The sequence below is a fragment of the Paracoccus sp. 08 genome, assembly GCF_024105395.1.
In the GTDB taxonomy this organism is placed as follows: domain Bacteria; phylum Pseudomonadota; class Alphaproteobacteria; order Rhodobacterales; family Rhodobacteraceae; genus Paracoccus; species Paracoccus marcusii.
In genome coordinates, this window is the sequence record NZ_WEKR01000007.1 from 36,627 (window position 1) to 55,079 (window position 18,453).

The 18,453-nt window shown below is 59.0% G+C and carries 26 protein-coding genes and 1 pseudogene; 4 read left to right on the forward strand and 23 right to left on the reverse strand.

Annotated features, from left to right (window positions below):
- Window positions 1–448: 448 nt before the first annotated feature.
- Window positions 449–886 (forward strand): hypothetical protein, encoded by a 438-nt coding sequence (locus GBO37_RS03815; RefSeq protein WP_252927313.1) that lies wholly within the window; start codon window positions 449–451, stop codon window positions 884–886.
- A gap of 40 nt (window positions 887–926) precedes the next feature.
- On the opposite strand, the gene GBO37_RS03820 is transcribed toward GBO37_RS03815, so the two are convergent.
- On the reverse strand, window positions 927–1,592 hold the full coding sequence (locus GBO37_RS03820) for a L,D-transpeptidase (protein WP_084697606.1): 666 nt from the start codon (window positions 1,590–1,592) through the stop codon (window positions 927–929).
- Window positions 1,593–1,942: 350 nt separating this feature from the next.
- Here GBO37_RS03820 and GBO37_RS03825 point away from each other — a divergent pair, with 350 nt between their 5' ends.
- On the forward strand, window positions 1,943–2,596 hold the full coding sequence (locus tag GBO37_RS03825; protein WP_084697604.1) for a L,D-transpeptidase: 654 nt from the start codon (window positions 1,943–1,945) through the stop codon (window positions 2,594–2,596).
- 113 nt (window positions 2,597–2,709) lie between these two features.
- Here GBO37_RS03825 and GBO37_RS03830 read toward each other — a convergent pair whose 3' ends face one another.
- Entirely contained in the window at window positions 2,710–3,252 is a 543-nt protein-coding gene (locus GBO37_RS03830; protein ID WP_045983766.1) for a murein L,D-transpeptidase family protein, read from the reverse strand.
- Window positions 3,253–3,285: 33 nt separating this feature from the next.
- On the reverse strand, window positions 3,286–3,753 hold the full coding sequence (locus GBO37_RS03835; RefSeq protein ID WP_052714943.1) for a DUF411 domain-containing protein: 468 nt from the start codon (window positions 3,751–3,753) through the stop codon (window positions 3,286–3,288).
- On the opposite strand from GBO37_RS03835, the gene GBO37_RS03840 reads away from it, so the two are divergent.
- Both GBO37_RS03840 and GBO37_RS03845 read left to right on the forward strand, forming a co-directional pair.
- Complete coding sequence (locus tag GBO37_RS03840; RefSeq protein WP_252927316.1) at window positions 3,661–4,179, forward strand: IS30 family transposase; 519 nt, start codon at window positions 3,661–3,663, stop codon at window positions 4,177–4,179. The two genes, GBO37_RS03835 and GBO37_RS03840, sit on opposite strands and share 93 nt — an antisense overlap.
- 331 nt (window positions 4,180–4,510) lie before the next feature.
- Window positions 4,511–4,846 (forward strand): annotated as a pseudogene (locus GBO37_RS03845) (MFS transporter); the annotation flags it as partial.
- Between the two features lie 128 nt (window positions 4,847–4,974).
- On the opposite strand, the gene GBO37_RS03850 reads toward GBO37_RS03845, so the two are convergent.
- The 20 genes from GBO37_RS03850 to GBO37_RS03945 all read right to left on the reverse strand — a co-directional run bounded on the left by GBO37_RS03850 (window position 4,975) and on the right by GBO37_RS03945 (window position 18,270).
- A complete protein-coding gene (locus GBO37_RS03850; protein WP_045983763.1) occupies window positions 4,975–5,172 on the reverse strand; it encodes a heavy-metal-associated domain-containing protein in 198 nt (65 codons plus the stop codon).
- A gap of 21 nt (window positions 5,173–5,193) precedes the next feature.
- Complete coding sequence (locus tag GBO37_RS03855; RefSeq protein ID WP_252927318.1) at window positions 5,194–7,527, reverse strand: heavy metal translocating P-type ATPase; 2,334 nt, start codon at window positions 7,525–7,527, stop codon at window positions 5,194–5,196.
- Window positions 7,528–7,598: 71 nt separating this feature from the next.
- Entirely contained in the window at window positions 7,599–8,084 is a 486-nt protein-coding gene (locus GBO37_RS03860; RefSeq protein ID WP_045983761.1) for a DUF305 domain-containing protein, read from the reverse strand.
- Window positions 8,085–8,247: 163 nt separating this feature from the next.
- A complete protein-coding gene (locus GBO37_RS03865; protein ID WP_305884478.1) occupies window positions 8,248–9,009 on the reverse strand; it encodes a glutaredoxin in 762 nt (253 codons plus the stop codon).
- 9 nt (window positions 9,010–9,018) lie between these two features.
- The gene (locus tag GBO37_RS03870; RefSeq protein WP_252927322.1) at window positions 9,019–9,474 is read right to left on the reverse strand and encodes a DUF411 domain-containing protein; all 456 of its coding nucleotides are present in this window, start codon (window positions 9,472–9,474) and stop codon (window positions 9,019–9,021) included.
- Window positions 9,471–9,932 (reverse strand): Cu(I)-responsive transcriptional regulator, encoded by a 462-nt coding sequence (cueR, locus tag GBO37_RS03875; protein ID WP_252927325.1) that lies wholly within the window; start codon window positions 9,930–9,932, stop codon window positions 9,471–9,473. The genes GBO37_RS03870 and cueR overlap by 4 nt, the downstream gene beginning before the upstream one ends.
- Window positions 9,933–10,067: 135 nt before the next feature.
- Entirely contained in the window at window positions 10,068–10,553 is a 486-nt protein-coding gene (locus GBO37_RS03880) for a DUF305 domain-containing protein (protein ID WP_045983758.1), read from the reverse strand.
- A 48-nt stretch (window positions 10,554–10,601) separates the two neighbouring features.
- Window positions 10,602–10,883 (reverse strand): hypothetical protein, encoded by a 282-nt coding sequence (locus GBO37_RS03885; RefSeq protein WP_157001672.1) that lies wholly within the window; start codon window positions 10,881–10,883, stop codon window positions 10,602–10,604.
- A 27-nt stretch (window positions 10,884–10,910) separates the two neighbouring features.
- Window positions 10,911–11,192: a copper-binding protein gene (locus tag GBO37_RS03890; RefSeq protein ID WP_252927327.1), complete on the reverse strand. Its 282-nt coding sequence runs from the start codon at window positions 11,190–11,192 to the stop codon at window positions 10,911–10,913.
- A 17-nt stretch (window positions 11,193–11,209) separates the two neighbouring features.
- The gene (locus GBO37_RS03895; RefSeq protein ID WP_371927471.1) at window positions 11,210–11,683 is read right to left on the reverse strand and encodes a plastocyanin/azurin family copper-binding protein; all 474 of its coding nucleotides are present in this window, start codon (window positions 11,681–11,683) and stop codon (window positions 11,210–11,212) included.
- Window positions 11,684–11,713: 30 nt separating this feature from the next.
- Complete coding sequence (locus tag GBO37_RS03900) at window positions 11,714–13,081, reverse strand: multicopper oxidase family protein (RefSeq protein WP_045983755.1); 1,368 nt, start codon at window positions 13,079–13,081, stop codon at window positions 11,714–11,716.
- Complete coding sequence (locus tag GBO37_RS03905; protein WP_045983754.1) at window positions 13,078–14,448, reverse strand: TolC family protein; 1,371 nt, start codon at window positions 14,446–14,448, stop codon at window positions 13,078–13,080. The genes GBO37_RS03900 and GBO37_RS03905 overlap by 4 nt, the downstream gene beginning before the upstream one ends.
- Window positions 14,449–14,477: 29 nt before the next feature.
- Window positions 14,478–14,696 (reverse strand): hypothetical protein, encoded by a 219-nt coding sequence (locus tag GBO37_RS03910; RefSeq protein ID WP_139085877.1) that lies wholly within the window; start codon window positions 14,694–14,696, stop codon window positions 14,478–14,480.
- Window positions 14,697–14,768: 72 nt separating this feature from the next.
- Window positions 14,769–15,176 (reverse strand): hypothetical protein, encoded by a 408-nt coding sequence (locus tag GBO37_RS03915; RefSeq protein WP_157001670.1) that lies wholly within the window; start codon window positions 15,174–15,176, stop codon window positions 14,769–14,771.
- Window positions 15,177–15,290: 114 nt separating this feature from the next.
- The gene (locus GBO37_RS03920; RefSeq protein WP_052714941.1) at window positions 15,291–15,824 is read right to left on the reverse strand and encodes a murein L,D-transpeptidase family protein; all 534 of its coding nucleotides are present in this window, start codon (window positions 15,822–15,824) and stop codon (window positions 15,291–15,293) included.
- A gap of 26 nt (window positions 15,825–15,850) precedes the next feature.
- A complete protein-coding gene (locus tag GBO37_RS03925) occupies window positions 15,851–16,327 on the reverse strand; it encodes a DUF411 domain-containing protein (protein WP_072298565.1) in 477 nt (158 codons plus the stop codon).
- A gap of 61 nt (window positions 16,328–16,388) precedes the next feature.
- Window positions 16,389–16,868, reverse strand: coding sequence for a cytochrome c (locus GBO37_RS03930; RefSeq protein WP_252927328.1), 480 nt, complete (start codon window positions 16,866–16,868; stop codon window positions 16,389–16,391).
- A gap of 363 nt (window positions 16,869–17,231) precedes the next feature.
- A complete protein-coding gene (locus GBO37_RS03935) occupies window positions 17,232–17,573 on the reverse strand; it encodes a hypothetical protein (protein ID WP_252927330.1) in 342 nt (113 codons plus the stop codon).
- Between the two features lie 135 nt (window positions 17,574–17,708).
- Window positions 17,709–17,984, reverse strand: coding sequence for a type II toxin-antitoxin system mRNA interferase toxin, RelE/StbE family (locus GBO37_RS03940; RefSeq protein WP_252927333.1), 276 nt, complete (start codon window positions 17,982–17,984; stop codon window positions 17,709–17,711).
- A complete protein-coding gene (locus GBO37_RS03945) occupies window positions 17,977–18,270 on the reverse strand; it encodes a type II toxin-antitoxin system RelB/DinJ family antitoxin (protein ID WP_084697598.1) in 294 nt (97 codons plus the stop codon). The genes GBO37_RS03940 and GBO37_RS03945 overlap by 8 nt, the downstream gene beginning before the upstream one ends.
- Between the last annotated feature and the right edge of the window lie 183 nt (window positions 18,271–18,453).

Sequence of the window (18,453 nt, forward strand, 5' to 3'; positions counted from 1 at the left end):
GTGAGGCAGGGTGGGTCCTCCTCAGAGGTGCGACAAGCCATGATTTGCTGGCTTTTGCAGAGGAAGGAACATGCTCTCGGGATCGAATCTCACCCTGCCCGAGCGCTGCATCAGGCGTGTTGTCGGTCATGTGTGCTCACGCCGGGATCGGCGATGGGACAGTTTGCGGCGGAATTTTTTGCGGTCACCGGAGCGTTGAAGCCTGGCGACAGAGATAGTGACGGGCAAACTTGAGTGGCGTGTGAGTGGTTATCCACAGTTCCCGTGGATGTTTCCGGGGATAGACAGAAATCTCACAACAAATTGAGATGCTTAACTTAATAAGTTCACTGTCTGCGAAGACGCTCCAGTGAGCAGTACTTATCAAAAGGCCAACTTTGGGAAGCTCAGGTAGCAGACCCGAACATTCTCATCCCCTGTGTCGGGAGCCGCAAAGGCTGCGCGCGTCGTGCAGCGTGCCCATGAGATCTTCCCCGTCCTATTGGTGCGCAGTCCGCGTCGCGTGATCAAGACGATGGGTTGCAGGAGCCTGCCCGGCAAGCTTGTGCGCCGCGATGTTGAATGCGAAAGATATGCTGACAAGGCGAACGCGCACGAGGACGCAGAAATGAACAATAGATCCTTCATGGTCTTGGCAGCTGTCTTGATCACCGCCGGTTGTGGAAACATGACAGCTCGGACAGCAGCGCCGGAAACCAATTTCCAAAGTCTTCCGCCAACCCTCATAGCTCTCGTCGCGCCGGGGCAGGACGTTGCCACGGCGCGGCTTCTCCCGGATGATAACTGCTATTGGTACGAACATCGCGGACAAGTCGAAACTACCCTGCTTCCGCTGACCACAGTTGAGGGTCGTCCGATTTGCATGCAATCGCAGCCTTCAACCTGATCGGGTTGTGCTGGGGTCGGATTTCACGACCGAGGCTGCTCTAGCTCCCTGTCGCTATGCTCTCCGCAGCCGAATAAAGAAATGCGGTGGAGCTGATTTCGACATTTGAATAAAGATCGTTTATATGCGCCATGACCATCCGGACGCAGCCAGAACTGGCACTCGTGCCAATGCTTCTGGGAAACGGGGTTCCATGGATGCGCAAGTAGGTATCTCTTTCGCCGACATAGAGGTAAAGAGCTCGTGAGCCGAGTGCATTTTCAGGGCCGGGTTCCACCCCACCTTCAAATTGAGCGTAAATCTCTGGCTCTCGGGCAATCATGCTTTGCGTAGGTGTCCAATGTGGCCATTCGACCTTTCGCTTAATGGTATAAACCCCAGGCTCATACAAATCGCCCCTCCCGATGGCCACGCCGTACCGCATCGCGGTTCCCCCTGCTTCGATGTGGTAAAGATACTTTGCCACAGCATCCACATGGATATCACCCGGCACCAGGCCCTCGTTGGCCTGCACTCTTTGCGGTAAGAAACGCGGGTGCAAGCCCCACGGGTTGGATGTTGCTGCATTATAGCCGGGAGGGGTAACCTGTGCGTCCCATGCTGCCTTCTGACTAACGGTCGGCCATGATTCCGCAAACAGTGGACTGGAAACGGAAGCTGAAAACAACGCAGTGGTGGTCTGAATAAAGTGTCGCCGTGTCAACATGTTGTGTGCTCCTGTACTGCATTCGACATCGTCACAGCATGTGCTTTGATGCAACCGGTCCAACACAAATAATAAGGCCCCCAGATCAAGTTCGCTTGTGCCACCGGCTGATTTTTGGCGTCGGAAGGTTCTGGTGATGTAATTGTCCCCGATTTGCCTCACCCGGTGGGTCTCGATCTTAACGAAAGTCTGATGAATTTAGATTATCAGTCAGGCCAGGCGATCATATTGTCGTGCGTGTTGCGAACATCTCACGTCGGTGCAAATTATCGCCCCCTTGGGTTAGGTTGATGGCCGGTCGTTGGCTATTGTCTGATCTGACATGCCAAGGTCGAACACGAGAGGCGGAAATGGTCAATCATCCTACGTCCAGTAATCGGAGAACCTTTCTTCGTGGACTGGCGGCGGCCGGAGTCATTTTCCCGGCAACATCGGCGTTTGGTCAGGGTCTCGACCCCTATACCGGGCAGCCTATCTATGAAAATACGCCTGCTCCCGCTCCGCCCCCCGCAGGTCAAGGACTGGGCACCAGCGCGCCTGAGCGCAATCTCTCTTCATTCCGGGCACGGCACTGGAGCGAATTCTATCCCACGATCGGGAAAGGTGTCATTCTGGCGGACGTCACATCACGAGCGGTGCATTACTGGTCGACTGACGAAAGCGTCCAGTTTATCTTTCCCTGCTCGATCCCGATGACTGAAGACCTGACGCGACGGGGCCAGGCAGAAATTGTCCGGAAGGTGAAGAACCCGCCTTGGACTCCGACGGCCAGCATGCGCGAGAGAGACCCCAATCTTCCGCAGCAGGTGGCGGGCGGCGATCCTTTAAATCCCCTTGGGGCCTATGGGCTTTACCTGTCTTGGCCGGCCTATCTCGTGCACGGCACCGCAGATACGCGCAAGATCGGGCGGAAATCCTCGTCCGGGTGCTATGGGCTCTATAACGAACATGTCGCCCAGCTCTTTGAGGTCGCCGAAATCGGAACCCAAGTCACGGTGTTCTGATAACGAAGGATCGGGTATTGTCAGCGGCTTTTTAGTCCTCGGCGCTGCCCGACGATTTTGGAGGAGGCCGCGTTGCTGCTGCAAATTTCAGCTGTGACTTGGTTCGTCTCCCGCTATGGGTAGAGCATCACCGGGACGCCAGGCTGAAGCATCGCGTAGACATCCTCGATTTCCTGATCGGTCAATGCCAGACAACCCGCGGTCCAGTCCCGGTTGTTCGGCGCAAACCTGTTGCCCTCCGGACCGCGGCCATGGAACATGATGTCGCTGCCTGCACTGCGTCCGAACTGCGCGGCATAGGCTACATCCCGTTCGTTCGGGTAGGAGATGCCCACCGACAGGTGATATCGGCTCCGCGGATTGAAGCGGTCGATGTAGTAGAGGCCTTCCGGTGTTTTCCCGTCGCCCTCGAACTGCTTGGGGCCGAGCGGCTGGTTGCCGAGACCGAAATTATAGGATCGCAGCACGGTCTGTCCGTTCAGCAGAAACATCCGCCGTTCGGCTTTTTGCACCACCACCTGAGTGACCGGAGGACCGGAATAGCGCTTGAACTGAGGCGTAGCGCCGCGAGCTGGAGCCGTGGGTCCGGATTTCCCGCACGCGGCCAGGACGGCAAGCAAAGCGAGAGAGGCGTGGCGCCGGGAGAAGTTTGGCATCGGTCTGTTTCCTGCTCGGAGGGGCTCGATTTTTTATTGTGCTTCGGGATAGCGGGTAAAGACTTCGCTGCTGCCGTCTTGCCGGACGAGAAGCACGTCGTAGGCCTGACGCCGGCTATCGGGTCCCATGCCCGGACTACCGAATGGCATGCCGGGAACCGTCAGTCCAAGGGCATCGGGACGCTCGGCCAGCAGTCGCCGGATGTCGGCGGCAGGCACATGCCCTTCGAGGAAATAACCCTCCACGCTTCCGGTATGACAGGAGGTCAGCGCGATGGGTACGCCGAGATCGATCTTGTGCTGCATCAGCAAAGTGCCGAACCGCTCTTCGCTGGTCACCTGAAAGCCGTTTTCGCTTAGGTAGCTGGTCCATTGCTTGCAGCATTCACACCCGGTCCCCTCCACGACATGGATGGCGGTCGGGCTGTTCGCCAAGGAGAATGTCGGAGACGTGCTGGCTGCAACAGCCAGAAGCACCATGCGCCGTGTCAGTTCTATCATGATCACTCCCTCAATCTGCGTTCTGGCGGACTATCAGTCTTGCAGTGTCATCTTAGCCGACCCTGCGGTCATTGGTGGATACGGTCCTGCCGATCGATCACCTTTGACCGTGGTTCCGAGTTCATCGATTGGCCGCATCTGCAGGCGGAGGTGGGCGCCCAAACCTGGTTCTGCGAGGCGCAGTCACCGTGGCAGAAAGGCGCCGTCGAGAACGCCAACAAGCGTCTCAGACGATGGCTTTGCCGCGACACCGATCCGAACACCCTTTCCCAGGAGGAGCTCCGTCAGCTCTGCGCAGGCCTCAATGCCACGCCGCGCAAGTGCCTCGGCTTCCGAACGCCTACCGAGGTGTTCAAGGCTAACATACTCGGACGCGGCTACAGACGGGAGAAACTATCCCGGCAACCATTGTCGCATTTGGGCTAGCGCTTCCAGTGGGATGCGCTATTCTGAAACGCGACAAGCCATGATTTGCTGGGCTTTCGCGGATCGAGGAGTTCAACTTGGCATCGCATCTCACCCTCTCCGAGCGCCGCATCATTGCGGGCATGCTGCAGCGCAGATCAGTGTGGCGCAGATCGTCGCCTAGCTCGGCCGGAACGCACAGCTGCCTCCCTGATCATGAATACCCTGCCTCACGTTGATCCCTGACCGCCGGACGGCCTGTTCGCCGTCCACCTGATAGAGGACCGCATAGCCGCTGTCCCCGAACGCGATCAACCATTCCCGAAACTCCGGGGCCATCTTGTCGGCCGGGCGCCCTACTCGCGCGCTGTCTCTATCACGACTGGCCTATGATCTTGAGAACATCGTCAGCCCGATGCTGGCCAGCCTGCTGTTGGCGGTGATCAGTTACAACGCGCTCTTCTTCGGAACGATGGTCGGGTTCGCGGCGTCTGCGGCACTGGTCCTTTCTATTGTGCTTTCCAGTCCGAAGCCCTCCGAGCCGCGCGGCATCTATGATCGCCCGACCCGGGGCATCTGCATCTATCTGGCCACGCCCCGTCTGCGCGGATTGCTGGCGCTGACCATGGCCGCCGCGGGGGCGGCGATGGTCCTGGTCAACTTGGTCATGCTGGCGCGGGGTATGCTTGATAAACCTACCGCCTCGGGTCTGGATAAGCACGAATGAGGTATGAGCATGATACATTTTGATAAGGCAGATGGGCCAGACGCCTGATACGCCCATTGCGGCGACTGAACATCCGGCCCAACTTTAAATTAGGCCAGAGTGGCGGGGTATCCTGCTGCGGCCAGTGCCACTTGAACGTTGTCCGGCTTAGCCCGGCTTTCCAAAGCGATCGTTCGTAACGCCATGTCGAACTCGATCTGTGCCTCGGGGTCGATTGCATGGACGGTCTTTTGCACCGTTGCCTTGCAGTGGCCACAGCTCATGTTGGGGATATTGAACGTCGTCATTAGCTTTTCCTTTTTGTTTTTCTAGAGATCAACCCGCCGCAGGCGGAGGGCGTTGGTGATAACCGAGACGGAGGACAGGCTCATCGCCGCCGCTGCAATCATTGGCGAGAGCAGAAGGCCGGTGACGGGGTAAAGCAGGCCCGCCGCGATCGGCACGCCAAGTGCATTGTAGGCGAAGGCGAAGAACAGGTTCTGCTTGATGTTGCGCAACGTTGCCCGAGCCAGCTTGCGTGCCCGGACGATGCCCGTCAGGTCGCCGCCAAGAAGGGTTATCCCGGCACTCTCCATGGCCACGTCAGCGCCCGTGCCCATGGCGATGCCGACATCGGCAGCGGCCAGCGCAGGCGCGTCGTTCACCCCGTCACCTGCCATGGCGATCTTGTGACCCTCGCGGCGCAACTGATCGATCAGGTCTTTCTTGGCTTCTGGGAGGACACCCGCCCGCACCTCGTCGATGCCGAGCTTTCTCGCCACCGCCTGTGCTGTTCGTTCGTTGTCGCCCGTCGCCATGATGACACGTAGCCCCTGAGCGTGGAGTTCGCGGATCGCTTGCGCGGTACTTTCCTTGATTGGGTCGGCGACCGCCACGATACCGGCAAGCGCGCCATCGACCGCAATGAACATCGCCGTCTTGCCCTCGGCGCGCAGAGTGTCAGCCTTCCCTTCGGCCGCGCTCGTGTCCAGATCCATCTCCTGCATCATGGCCGCGTTGCCAAGCGCCACTGCCCGTCCGCCAACCGTGCCGCGCACGCCTTTGCCGGTGACAGCCTCAAAATCCAACGCTTCTTGCCGCACGGCACCCTGCGCCTCTGCGCCCTCCACGATTGCCTCGGCCAGCGGGTGTTCCGAGCCGCGCTCAAGCGCTGCCGCCAGTGACAGCAAGTCCGCTTCGGCCACGTCCCCGAGTGCCACGGTATCCGTCAGCTTCGGCTTGCCCATGGTCAGCGTACCAGTCTTGTCGACAATCAGGGTATCAACCCCCGCCATCCGCTCCAGCGCCTCGGCATCCTTGATCAGTACACCTGCCTGTGCGCCGCGCCCTGCCGCGGTGGTGATCGAAATCGGCGTGGCCAACCCAAGGGCGCAGGGGCAGGCGATGATCAGCACTGACACGGCCGAGGCGATGGCAAAGACCAGCGAAGGCTCGGGGCCGAAAATCAGCCAGACAACGAAGGCGAAAATTGCGATACCGACCACCGTCGGCACGAACACCGCCGAGACCCGATCGGCCATCCCCTGGATCGGGGCCCGGGACCGCCGCGCGTTCGAGACCATCGTTACGATCTGCGCAAGAACGGTATCGGCGCCGACTTTGCCCGCCTCGATCACAAGGCTGCCGTTCTTGTTGATCGTGGCCCCGGTCACCGCATCGCCGGGACTTTTTTCCACCGGCATCGACTCGCCGGTCAGCATGCTCTCATCCAGGGATGAGCGGCCCTCGATCACTTTGCCGTCCACCGGCACTGCATCGCCCGGGCGCACGCGAAGCCGGTCACCTTCCATGATGTTTTCCAAGGGGGCGTCATATTCCGACCCATCCGGCAGGATACGCCGCGCGGTCTTGGGTGCAAGGTCGAGCAGCGCGCGAATGGCATCCCCGGTACGTTCACGTGCGCGAAGTTCCAGAACCTGGCCCACGAAGACCAGTGCAATAATCACCACCGCCGCCTCGTAGTAGGTGCCGACGCCATGACCCATTCGATAGGCATCGGGAAATACGCCGGGCAGGAAGGTCGCGACGAGCGAATAGAGGTAGGCTGCCCCCACACCCAGGCTGATCAACGTCCACATGTTCGGTGATCGGTTCACAAGTGAATCCCAACCACGCCTGAAGAACGGCAAAGCGGCCCAGAGGATGATTGGCGTCGCCAGAGCGAATTCGAGATAGCTTGCGACCTGATGACCAATCCAGTCCCGCACCGGCAGAGCGACTAGTTCACCCATTGTCAGGATGACCAGTGGCACTGCGGCGGCGGCTGAAATCCACATCCGCCGTGTAAAGTCTGTCAGCTCTTCGCTTGGCTCGTCCGAGGGCAGCATGGGTTCAAGCGCCATCCCGCAGATCGGGCAGTCTCCAGGCACATCTCGGACAATCTCGGGATGCATCGGACAGGTATACTGAGCGTTGGCCGGAGCAGCCTTCTTTTTTCCAGCTGCGCGGCCAGAGGCGTAGAACCAAGGATCTGCCTTGAATGTGGTCTTGCATTTCTCCGAGCAGAAATGAAACGTCTTGTCTCCAAACACCGCTCGATGTCCGTCAGGCTTGACCGAAACCGTCATCCCACAGACCGCGTCCTTTGCCGTCTCGGTCCCCGCAGGGATGTCTGGCGACGCGTGATGATGATCGTGATCCATGTCTTGCCAACTTTCTACTGATTTTCGTCCATCTAAGATGCCCGGCGAGTGACACCCTGATTTGACATGATTTAGTTAGCTTCGATGCGGGGAGTGCCCGCAGGTGCGTCGCCATTTGCCTCGATATCGGCGATGTACCGTTTCATTTCTGCGATCTCGTTGCGCTGCGCCTCGATGATCGCGTCAGCAAGGTCCCGGACCCTTGGATCGGAAATATCCGCGCGTTCACTGGTCAGGATGGCGATGGAATGGTGAGGGATCATTGCCTTCATCCAGGCAAGATCCTCAACCGTCTCCTGGCTTCGCACCAGCCAAAGGGACAGAACGAATGCCAAACCGGCGCCCACGAAGATCGCAATGTTTTTCTTCCGATCGGAATACATGCCCAACATGAAGGCGAGCATGATGACCGCCATGACCGATCCCATGTAAATCGCCATCCACATGCGGGTCTGCGAAAACTCGATGTGATCAATCGAATAGGTATTGAGGTACATCAGCCCATACATGACGATGGTCGAGGTCGCGATCATCGCGAAAAAGCGGCCATATCCCATGATATGTCTCCGTTTCTATTTCAGGTTTCTCTTGAAGCCGGAACATTGAGGCTGTGCCTCATGGTCGGAATGATCCAATTTCGTCTTCGGCTACAGGCTCAGTAGAATTTTTCGCCTGCAGCCCTTTGCGCTGCGAAGCGCGGCTCTTCATCGAATAGCGCGATCAATGCCCGAGCATCGTAACCTTGATCAGCATCCAGATGGCCATGGCGATCATCATCAGGTTCTCCGTCAGCGAAACGAAGCCCAGGGGCACGTTGCTGTCACCACCGACGCAGGCGCATTTGATTTCTCGCTTGTCGATGTAGACCGCCTTGTAAACCGACACGGCGCCGATGGTGCCGATGAACAGGGCGACCGGGATCGACAGCCACATCAACGCACCCGCGACCATCAGGACGCCTGCCAGACCCTCGGCGAAGGGATAGACATAGCCGTAACGAACCCACCTTTGGGCCAGTAGATCATAATTCAGGAACATCGTGGCGAAGCTTTCCACGTCCTTCAGTTTCTGCAGGGCCAGGAGACACATCGCGAAGGCTACGAACCATTCCGCCGCAGCCACCGTGATCAATTGACCGAACGCCGCCCAACTTGTGGCCAGGGCCATGGCGGCTGCCATGGCGAACAGGGCGATGACCGGGCGGTAGGTCGTCGCGGTCTTGTCGCGGACGGTCTTTCCGAAGTGACGCCGAAGATCGTCATAGCCACCAATCCGCTGGCCGCCAATGAAGGTCTGCGGCGTGGTCTGAACGTCATGCTGCTCCTTGAAGGCATCGACCTCGGCGCGGGTCGTCAAATGATGGTCCTCGACGCGATAGCCCTGACGATTCAGCAGATCGAGCGACTTGAGCCCGTAGGGGCACATGTGCTTGGTCATCACCATGCGGTGGAGGGTGGCAGTCCTGGACGCTGCAGGTGTCATGGGGAAACCTCAATACGTTGCGAAGACGCTGTTGCCGGAATCGCCCCAGAGAATGACCTCGAAAGGCTCAGACTGGCCGCCCATTTCCATGCCGGGCGAACCGATCGGCATGCCAGGAACGGCCAGACCACCCGCATCAGGGCGCTGATCCAGCAAATTGCGGACGGCATCAGCCGGAACATGGCCCTCGATTACATAGCCTTCGACGAGGGCCGTGTGGCAGGACCGAAGAGATTGAGGAACGGCGTGCTTATCCTTGAAGGCCTCGACGTCATCGGTCAGGGTTTCTTCTACTGTGAAACCGCTTTGCCGCAGATGATCGATCCAGGCTCCGCAACAGCCGCAATCGGGTGATCGAACCACCGCGATTAGAGTGTCTTGGGATGTGGACACCGCCCCCAGCACCGATGTTGCGGGAATGAGGACCGCGGCGAGCGTTCCGATGAACAGGCGTCTGTCGATCACGATGTGATCCTTTCGTTGATGTTGGCGTGGGTACCAGCATGATGTGAGCGTCCGCCCGGGGCAGGGAATGCTTCCGTTTCCAGATTATGCAGGATCGGGCAGTCCGGGCGCTCGTTTCCGGCACAGGATCGCATTAGCGTCTCCAACGTGTCAGCCATGTCTTGCAGGTGGCTAATCTTGTGGCGGAGATTCTGGACCCGGGCTTGTGCCAGTGCTTTGACATCGGCGCTACGCCGGTCAGTGTTGCGCCAGAGATCCAGCAGGTCGGTGATTTCGCTGAGCGGAAAACCCAGATCCCGCGACCGTGCAATAAACCGAAGCATGTGAATGTCTGCATCGGCGTAGTTGCGATACCCCGAGGCTGTGCGCGCAGCTTGGGGGATCAAGCCGATCTGCTCGTAGTAACGGATCATCTTGGCCGACACACCCGAGAGGGCAGAGGCATCTCCGATGTTCATGGGCTGGGCTCCGTTCGTTTTAGGGAACAGATATGCGGCTTCCCATGATGGGAAGGTCAAGAGCGGCCGCGGGTCTTTTTTGATGGTCTTTAGCAGAGAACCGCGCGGCATCATGCCGCGCGGTTCAAGGCAGGCTCAGTTGGCGTTCTCAGCCAGCCAGGTGGTCATTTCCTCGATCTCACCGACTTGGGCGGCGATGATCTCACCCGCAAGTTCGATCATCTCAGCGTCTTCGCCATGCTCAAGAAGAACCTGGGCCATGTCGATGGCACCCTGATGGTGGGCAATCATCCCGCAAGCAAAGGCCACGTCGGCATCTTCGTTCATCATGCCGTCATGCATGGCAGGCATCGTGACCATCATGCGACGCATGTTCTCCTGAACATGTTCCGGCATGGTTGCCAAGTCCACGCCACCCATCCCCATCATGGCGCCCATGCCGTCAGACTGCGCATCGCCGCCCATCTGTGACCCGTCCATGCTTTCAGCAGGCATATCACTGGCGGGTGCAGCCATGGCGCACTGCTCAGGCATCTGGAATTCAGCGTCCTGAGCAAAGACGGGCGCAGTAAGGCTGGTCGCAGCAATCGCTGCGGCAATAAGGATCTTAACAGAACTCATCTCAGTCCTCCGTAAATTTGAGACATATGACGATGCTAAGCCTGTTGCTCAGAAAACTGAAACATGCATGACGACATCGTCAGGGCTCAACCCTGCCCTACCCAGTTCCCTTGAGGACATGATACGTCCTGCCGGAACAGGAATCGTATTCGTAGCCGGCGCAACAGAATCCGACCGGTCAGGCCTTTCCGGCGTATTGTCCACGGAAGCTGATGCTCCGCCCCCCGAGCCTGCATTCGATCCTCTTGTGCCGTGACTTGCCTCTTCAGCATATCCGGCACCAGCCATCAGGCTGACCGCAGTAAGAATGGCCACAAATTTCTTGTTCATTTTATCCTCCGAACGGCGACGGTTCGATTATTCCAGAATTTCAGTGATGGTCAGCTTGCCTTTGACCCGGTCGGCCGCAAAGCGGATGCTCTGCCCCTCGCTCAGGCCCTCGAGCATTTCCGGCTCTGCGACCTGGAAGACCATCTTCATGGCCGGCATATCCAGGTTCTTCAGCTCCTCGTGATCGACCGTCACCTTGCTCCACTGGGTGTCGATCTTGGTGACGGTCCCGTTGGTAATGTGGGTGTCGGCGAAGGCGCTCCCGGCAGTGAGAATGAGCGCAGCGGCAGTCAGTTGGATCAGTTTCATGGTCAGGTCCTCGCGGTTCAGGATTCGGTGACGTTCAGGGGGCCGTGCATGCCAGCCTCGTAGTGGCCTGGTATGAGGCAGGCGAACTCGAACTCTCCGGATTCTCCGAATGTCCAAAGGATCTCGCCGGTTTCGCCGGGCTGAAGACGGACCGCATTCGGGTCGTCGTGTTCCATTTCCGGGAACTTCGCCATGACCTCCTTATGCTCGGCATTGGTCTTGACACTGTCCATGACGAATTCATGTTCCAGCTCACCGTTATTGGTGATGACAAGACGAACCGTCTCACCGGGTGCAAACGACAGCTCGCCCGGTTCAAAAATCATGGCCCCTTCTTCGGTTTCCCGCATGGAAACCTCCACAGTCTGCATGTCTCCATCCGTGGCTGGCATGCCCATCGGATTTTCATGGCCGCCTTCATGTTTTCCGGCTGCAAGTGCGAGGGCCGGGAAGAAGGCAATTGCAGTCACCAGCATAAACGATTTCATCATGTTTCCTTTGTGTTGCTCGATAGGGTCAGGTCAGCCCAAACGCTTGCCGCCACGGGGGGTCAGGATCGTTTCAGGGCTGTAGTTGCTGGCATGATCAGGCAGTTCGCCTGTCCATTCCCATGCCTGCGTACCGGGGGGGTTCTCGAACCAGCCCGGATCGGAATAGTCGTCAGGGGCGATGCCTTCGCGCACCTTCATGACAGAGAACATGCCGCCCATCTCCAGCGGACCATGCGGACCCCAGCCTGCCATCATCGGGATGGTGTTTTCGGGAATCTCCATGGACATCTCGCCCATGTCACCCATGCCGGCGGTGCCCATCGGCATGTAGCCGGGCTGGTGACGGCGGACCATGTCGGTGACGCGGCTCTTGTTGGCGCCGATGATCGTGGGCAACTCGTGCCCCATGGCGTTCATGGTATGGTGCGACTTGTGGCAGTGGAACGCCCAGTCCCCTTCATGAACGGCATCGAATTCGTAGGCACGCATCGCACCTACAGGAATATCGATGCTGACCTCAGGCCAGCGGGCTTCCGGCCGGACCCATCCTCCATCTGTGCAGGTCACCTCGAAATCATAGCCATGCATGTGAATGGGGTGATTGGTCATTGTCAGATTGCCGACACGCACTCGGACACGGTCGCCTTTGCTGGCGACAAGCGGGTCAATGTCCGGGAAAATGCGGCTATTGAAGGTCCACAGGTTGAAGTCCGTCATCTCCGCGACGCGGGGGATATAGGTGCCGGGATCGATGTCATAGGCGGCCAACAGGATACCGAAGTCACGATCCACCGGCATAAAGGCCGGGTCGCGCGGATGCACGATGAACAGCCCCATCATGCCCATGGCCATCTGGACCATCTCGTCGGCATGGGGGTGGTACATGAAGGTCCCCGACTTCACGAGATCGAACTCGTAGACGAAGGTCTTGCCCGAAGGGATGCCCGGATGGCTGAGACCCGACACACCGTCCATCCCGGACGGCAGGATCATGCCGTGCCAGTGAACCGAGGTATGTTCGGGCAGGCGGTTGGTCACATAGATGCGGACCCGCTCGCCCTCGATGGCCTCGATCGTGGGGCCGGTGGACTGTCCGTTATAACCCCACAGGCGCGCGACCATTCCGTCCGCCATGATCCGCTCGACCGGCTCGGCGACAAGGTGGAATTCCTTGACATTGCCGTTCATTCGATAGGGCAGCGACCAGCCGTTCAGAGTTACGATCGGGTTGTATTCAAGTCCGGTCGTCGGGCGCGGCGGCACCTGCGTATAGGGGCTGTCCGTGCTGGCCGCCTCGGGCAGATCGCGAAAGCGTGTCTGCGCCTGACCCATGTTGACGGTCAGGGCCGCAGCCCCTGCCCCGATGCCCGCACCCATCAGTTGTCTGCGATTCATCATTCGTCCTCTCCATTGTCACTTGCGCCACCCCAGATCGCGGCGGTGGCATCCGCCTCGGCCAGCCAGTAGTCGCGCTTGGCCTCGGCAGCGCTCAGCTGGGAGTCCAACCCTTCACGGGCATCGTTCAGAAGCTCGAAAGTGGAGGTCAGCATGCCGTTGTAGCTCAGTAGCGCCTGCTCATCGATTTCCCGGCGCAGAGGCAGGACCTGGTCGCGCCAGTGCAGGGCGATCTGATGCTTGCCCGTGACTGCCGAATAGGCAGACCGCGCCTCCGAGCGGGCATTGATCGCCGACTGCGCCAGGTTATTGGCCGAACGCAGATATTCGAGTTTTCCGCGGCGGGAAATCAGTCCGCTGGTGTCGTAAACCGGAATGCTGAAGGCGACGTCGACCACCGGTGAGCGTTCGTTCTCTCCATCTTCACGCTCGATTTCGACGCCGGCGGCGACTTCTGCATCCGAGAGCATGCGGGTCTGTCCAGTCAGTCGATAGCGCGCGGCCACAGCCTCCAGCTCCAACCGGCCCGCAGCCAAATCGACGCGGTTTTCCAGCGCCAGCCGTTCGATATTGGAACGGTTCGGCGCGCTGCCCGGAAGCGCCGGCAGGCTGTCGGGAACATAGAACTCTGTCCCTGTGCCCCACAGGCCCAGAAGGCGAACGAGCTTCTCTTTCGCAATTTGTGCTTCCAGCCTTGCCTCGGCTCGTTCGGCTGCCAGCTCTGCATTGAACGCATGTTCCCGTGCCTGATCGGCGCGACTCAGCGCACCCGTTTCGCCAAGCTCTGCGGCCAGCTCGGATGCCGCGTCCGCGGCGCCTTGCGCTCGACCGACCAGACCGGCTGCCTCGAACGCACCGACGGCCTCGATCCAGGTCCGGCGGGTTTCATGGGCCAGCGCCAGGGTTTCGCCCGCTGCGGCCAGCTGAGCCTGCCGAAACTCCAGATCGGCGGCCCGCGTGCGCGATCTCTTCGTGACCATGTCCAGAATTGATGACGCCACCGTACCTTCCACGGACCGGGTGACATCTCCACTGACCAGCCCGGACACTGAGATGCCGACGCTCGGTACCGGTCCGAGGGCCGTCTCCCACAGATCTGCAGCAGACATGCCCAGGTCAGCATAACTGGCCTGCAGGCCGGGGTTGTTCAGAAGCGCCACCTGCACCGCCTGTTCGGCACTGATTGTCTTTCCCTGAACAATGGCGCGCACGCGTTGCGCATGAGCCTGCCGTTCAGCCGGCGTCTGAAGCCAGGCTGCCTCTGCCCCTGTCGCCTGTCGGGAGATCCCGGCAACAGTCTCGAACCCTGCCCGCTCGCCGCGGGCCTTGCTCATGGTCACCGTATCCGCACAGGCGGACAGCAGCAGCACTGCGCCCAACGAAAGTCCCAATGCCCTCTTCATTCGACACCCGGGGCTTGGGCATTGTTCAGGTCGGTCCAGTTACCTGGTTCCTGAACGCTGCGGCTTCGATAGGTGATGGCAGGACCTGCCTGCAGGTTTGAAACGGGAGATGTCGTGTCAGCAACGGTGACAAGCCCGGATGACGTATCCAGAGGCGCCAGCGGGGCGCAAGCCACCGCGACAAGCGGCATTGCAGCCGCAAACAGAAGTTTCATGTGATGAATCCGCTTTTAGATCAGAAGGATGGTCGCCGTGGCCCGTTCAGGCGTCGGCTTGCAACGTTCGGATCAGGCCCGCGGAGGGCGGCGCAGTCCTTCGGAAACGGTCAGTTCCACCAGCGGGGCCGTGCGGACAGCTTCAATCGTCTGGCTGATCAGAAAGGCCTGAGCCATATCGCTGGAACTCAGGAGTGCTGTAACCGGGCAGGCATGGGCCTTGCAGTGCGATCCATGCCCTTCGGAAGACGTATCCTCATTATGGACATGATCTTCGACAATTACGACACTCAAATGGGATTGGTCCGAGCTATCACCAGCAAAGTGCTGTCCATGATCATCAGAGCTATCGGCAGCGGCGGCTGTCAGCATCATGTCGCATTTCAGATCCATCGACGCGTTTCCTGCAGATGCAGTGACGCCCATCGAGACCAAAGTCACGACGAAGATCATAGCAAGCTGGCGCAGAACGTGGATCATAAGTGTTGTCTAATAGGGTGAAAGTTAGACATCAATGAATTTCCATCGCCTTGCGCAGGAATGTTACCGCCTCGGCCATCTGTTGCCGTTGCTCGAACGTGATCATTCAAAGCCCTATGCATAAAGCATCACCGGTACACCCGGCTGCAGCATGGCGTAGACGTCTTCGATTTCCTGATCGGTGAGGGCGAGGCATCCGGCTGTCCAATCGCGATTTCGTGGTGCGAGTGCGTTTCCTTCCGGACCCCGCCCGTGGAACATGATGTCGCTTCCCGCACTTCGACCGAACTGTGCGGCGTAAGCCTTGTCCTGATCATTGGGGTAGGAAATGCCGACAGACAGGTGATATCTGCTGCGCGGATTGAAGCGGTCGATGAAATACAGCCCCTCGGGCGTCTTTCCGTCGCCTTCGAACTGCTTGGGACCGACCGGCTGGTTGCCCAGCCCAAAATCATAGGATCGCAAGACTGTCTGGCCGTTCAGCAGGTGCATCCGGCGTTGGCCCTTGTAGACAGCCACCTGTGTTACCGGCGGGCCGGAGTATCGCTTGAATTGCGGTGCAGGGGCCGAGCTGGGCCCTGACGATCCGCATGCAGCAAGGGATGCGAGCATAGCCAGCGACGCATGTCGGCGATTAAAGGTTATCATAGAGAGAGCTCCTTAAAGATCATGCTTCAGGCCGACGCAGCGGCGTATCGGTTAAAGATTGTGTGGCTTCCATCCTTGAGCACGAGCAGGACATCATAAGCCTCACGGCGGCTTTCCGGGCCCATTCCGGGGCTGCCATAGGGCATGCCCGGAACGGTCAGGCCAAGGGCGTCGGGACGCTCTTGAAGCAGTTTGCGGATATCGGTGGCTGGGACATGTCCTTCCACGAAATAGCCCTCGACCGACCCGGTGTGACAAGACGTCAGGTCGATGGGAACGCCGAGGTCGATCTTGTGCTGCATGAGAAGCGTGCCGAAACGCTCCTCACTCGTGACCTGAAAGCCGGCATTCTGAAGGTGCTGTGTCCATTGCCGACAGCATTCGCACCCCCTGCCCTCCACGACATGGATGGCGGTGGAAACAACAGGTAGCTGCCCGAATGCAGGCAGTGCGGTTACGGCGGCGGCGGCACATAACACGAAGCGACGGGTGACGAAGTTCAACGCCGATCCTCCCAGAAAAGGCGGCCAGGGGCCGCCGACAGGCTTGTGGATTTTGCTGCAATCATTCTTCCGGTCCCTCACGGTCGGAGACCTCGGCCTGATACTCGTATTGGCGCTTGGGCCATGTGCTTTTGATGTAGGCCAGGGTGGCGCGGATTTCCGCATCCGTCAGAATGCCCTCGAAGGCCGGCATGTCGCTCTCATAGCCAGGCACGACACCACTGATCCCCAGCTTGGTCAGTGTGAACAGCTGATTGTCGGAGTGGTGCCATGTATGCCCCGTTTCGTCATGGGGCGGTGCCGGCATCCGCCCGTTCTCCAGCGGACGTTTCCAGTCGGGCTGTCCTTCCAGATCCGGTCCGTGGCATGACGCGCAATTTTGCGCGTAGAGTTCTTTTCCTTGTACGATCTCCTGCGCGGTTACTGGAGCACCCTGAAAAGCAACTTCAGCCCTTTCGGACCGATTAACCTGTGCGAAAGCCGCCACGGCCGCCATACCGGCAAATGACAGTCCGACGAGCAACAGAACCTGTGATCTCATGACGGCCCTCGCAGGTACTTGAGAAGGGCAGCGATGCCCAGGACCAGGAGGGCCAGGGCGAGAAGCGCAAAGAGTCCGCAGCTCAGCATCATCATGCCCGTCATGGGGCTATTCATCATTGTCATGCCGTTTCCCTCAGAAGAGGGTGGTCAAGCCATTCTTCGCAAGCCGCATTGACGGCAGAAATCTCAAGGAAAAACTCAGTGCGTAGAGCTGCATGCAAACTCTGCTGCATAGGACACCTGACTATCTGGATTTGAAACGGGACTGCGGACCTAAAGGGATTCAGCAGTCCTGGCAGCGAGCGAGCTCAAGGGGGGAAAACCTTGTGCGCACGCGTCGCCTGCCACAGCGGCAGTCAAATCAGATGAAGGGGCGTGGGGGGCTTCGTAACGGCAGCCAATTCAGGTCACTGAACATGACATCGGCAACCTGCCGCTTCGAGAGGCGCCGAGCGTGTCTGAGATCAGAGGTCTGAAATTCAGGAACCGGGACGAAGCCCCCCGCCGCACAGATCAGATTGCAGCCCGCCGTTCCAATTTCACCCCTGTCGCTGCAATCCAGGCATTCGGACATGCCGAAATGTGCCATTGCCGTCATGCCGTCATCTGGCAATGACGCGGCAGTCGCCGGCGCGGGCATCATCGATCCAACCGCGATTACGGTGAAGGCGACAAGAAACAGGGCCCGCAGATAGGTCTTCATGACTATCGACTTAGCGGCATGCTGCAAAAAAATCCACGACAAGATGATCGCGTTGCCGTGACCGGAACAGGATGGATCTGACCGGGACACTGCCGCTGAGCCGGCGCCCACCCTCGTCTTTCGACCGATCGCTTATCAGGGCCACATCTGCGCGGCATGAAGCACGCGAAGGATCGTCACGACAGACGGCGTCTCAGCATAGATGACAATGTAGTTCGGGCGAACGGCCAAATCACGTGTTCCCTGAACGCGTCCTGACCGGCACCGCTTGGGATGCATTGGAAGTTGCGCAACCTTTCCCTGAATTTCCTCCATCAGAGCAAGAGCAGCATCAGGATTGTCATCCGAGATATAGTCGACAATTGCCATGAGGTCGGCGACCGCGAAGGCTTTCCATTCGAGTTCAGGCACCCCGTTTGCCGTCGATCAATGCCCGGGCGTCACGCATGACTTGGTCATGTGGAACGCCAGGTCGGGTATCTGTCAGCGCTTCCTGCACTTTCGCCCGGAACCAGCTATCATAGCTTTGAGGATTTGCAGTCAGACCGGCCGGCAAACCCCCTTCAGCCGCCACACGGGTCAGCAGGATACGGACTGCGTCTGATAGGGTCAGGCCTACACCTGCCAGTGCGCTACTGGCTTGTGCCTTGAGATGATCGTCCACACGGACATGCAGCATCGAGGTATGGGTGGGCATTCGAGCCTCCTGTGTATCTCATATGAGATACACAATGCCATAGAAGGATCAAGACTTGTTTGGCCTCGTCTGGCTCAGTGGTGTGGAATGCTGCTTCAAGAATGAGACGGAAGGCATTGTAGGAATTATCGTTATTGCTTTATCCCCGATATTACCCCCGAAAAATGTGGATAAGTCCTCAGC

Coding starts and splice junctions, on each gene's coding strand:
- GBO37_RS03820 (WP_084697606.1), bottom strand. CDS start 1,592: ATGTTGACACGGCGACACTTTATTCAGACCACCACTGCGTTGTTTTCA.
- GBO37_RS03825 (WP_084697604.1), top strand. CDS start 1,943: ATGGTCAATCATCCTACGTCCAGTAATCGGAGAACCTTTCTTCGTGGA.
- GBO37_RS03830 (WP_045983766.1), bottom strand. CDS start 3,252: ATGCCAAACTTCTCCCGGCGCCACGCCTCTCTCGCTTTGCTTGCCGTC.
- GBO37_RS03840 (WP_252927316.1), top strand. CDS start 3,661: ATGGATGGCGGTCGGGCTGTTCGCCAAGGAGAATGTCGGAGACGTGCT.
- GBO37_RS03835 (WP_052714943.1), bottom strand. CDS start 3,753: ATGATAGAACTGACACGGCGCATGGTGCTTCTGGCTGTTGCAGCCAGC.
- GBO37_RS03850 (WP_045983763.1), bottom strand. CDS start 5,172: ATGACGACGTTCAATATCCCCAACATGAGCTGTGGCCACTGCAAGGCA.
- GBO37_RS03855 (WP_252927318.1), bottom strand. CDS start 7,527: ATGGATCACGATCATCATCACGCGTCGCCAGACATCCCTGCGGGGACC.
- GBO37_RS03860 (WP_045983761.1), bottom strand. CDS start 8,084: ATGGGATATGGCCGCTTTTTCGCGATGATCGCGACCTCGACCATCGTC.
- GBO37_RS03865 (WP_305884478.1), bottom strand. CDS start 9,009: ATGACACCTGCAGCGTCCAGGACTGCCACCCTCCACCGCATGGTGATG.
- cueR (WP_252927325.1), bottom strand. CDS start 9,932: ATGAACATCGGAGATGCCTCTGCCCTCTCGGGTGTGTCGGCCAAGATG.
- GBO37_RS03880 (WP_045983758.1), bottom strand. CDS start 10,553: ATGAGTTCTGTTAAGATCCTTATTGCCGCAGCGATTGCTGCGACCAGC.
- GBO37_RS03885 (WP_157001672.1), bottom strand. CDS start 10,883: ATGAACAAGAAATTTGTGGCCATTCTTACTGCGGTCAGCCTGATGGCT.
- GBO37_RS03890 (WP_252927327.1), bottom strand. CDS start 11,192: ATGAAACTGATCCAACTGACTGCCGCTGCGCTCATTCTCACTGCCGGG.
- GBO37_RS03895 (WP_371927471.1), bottom strand. CDS start 11,683: ATGATGAAATCGTTTATGCTGGTGACTGCAATTGCCTTCTTCCCGGCC.
- GBO37_RS03900 (WP_045983755.1), bottom strand. CDS start 13,081: ATGATGAATCGCAGACAACTGATGGGTGCGGGCATCGGGGCAGGGGCT.
- GBO37_RS03910 (WP_139085877.1), bottom strand. CDS start 14,696: ATGAAACTTCTGTTTGCGGCTGCAATGCCGCTTGTCGCGGTGGCTTGC.
- GBO37_RS03915 (WP_157001670.1), bottom strand. CDS start 15,176: ATGATCCACGTTCTGCGCCAGCTTGCTATGATCTTCGTCGTGACTTTG.
- GBO37_RS03920 (WP_052714941.1), bottom strand. CDS start 15,824: ATGATAACCTTTAATCGCCGACATGCGTCGCTGGCTATGCTCGCATCC.
- GBO37_RS03930 (WP_252927328.1), bottom strand. CDS start 16,868: ATGAGATCACAGGTTCTGTTGCTCGTCGGACTGTCATTTGCCGGTATG.
- GBO37_RS03935 (WP_252927330.1), bottom strand. CDS start 17,573: ATGAAGACCTATCTGCGGGCCCTGTTTCTTGTCGCCTTCACCGTAATC.
- GBO37_RS03945 (WP_084697598.1), bottom strand. CDS start 18,270: ATGCCCACCCATACCTCGATGCTGCATGTCCGTGTGGACGATCATCTC.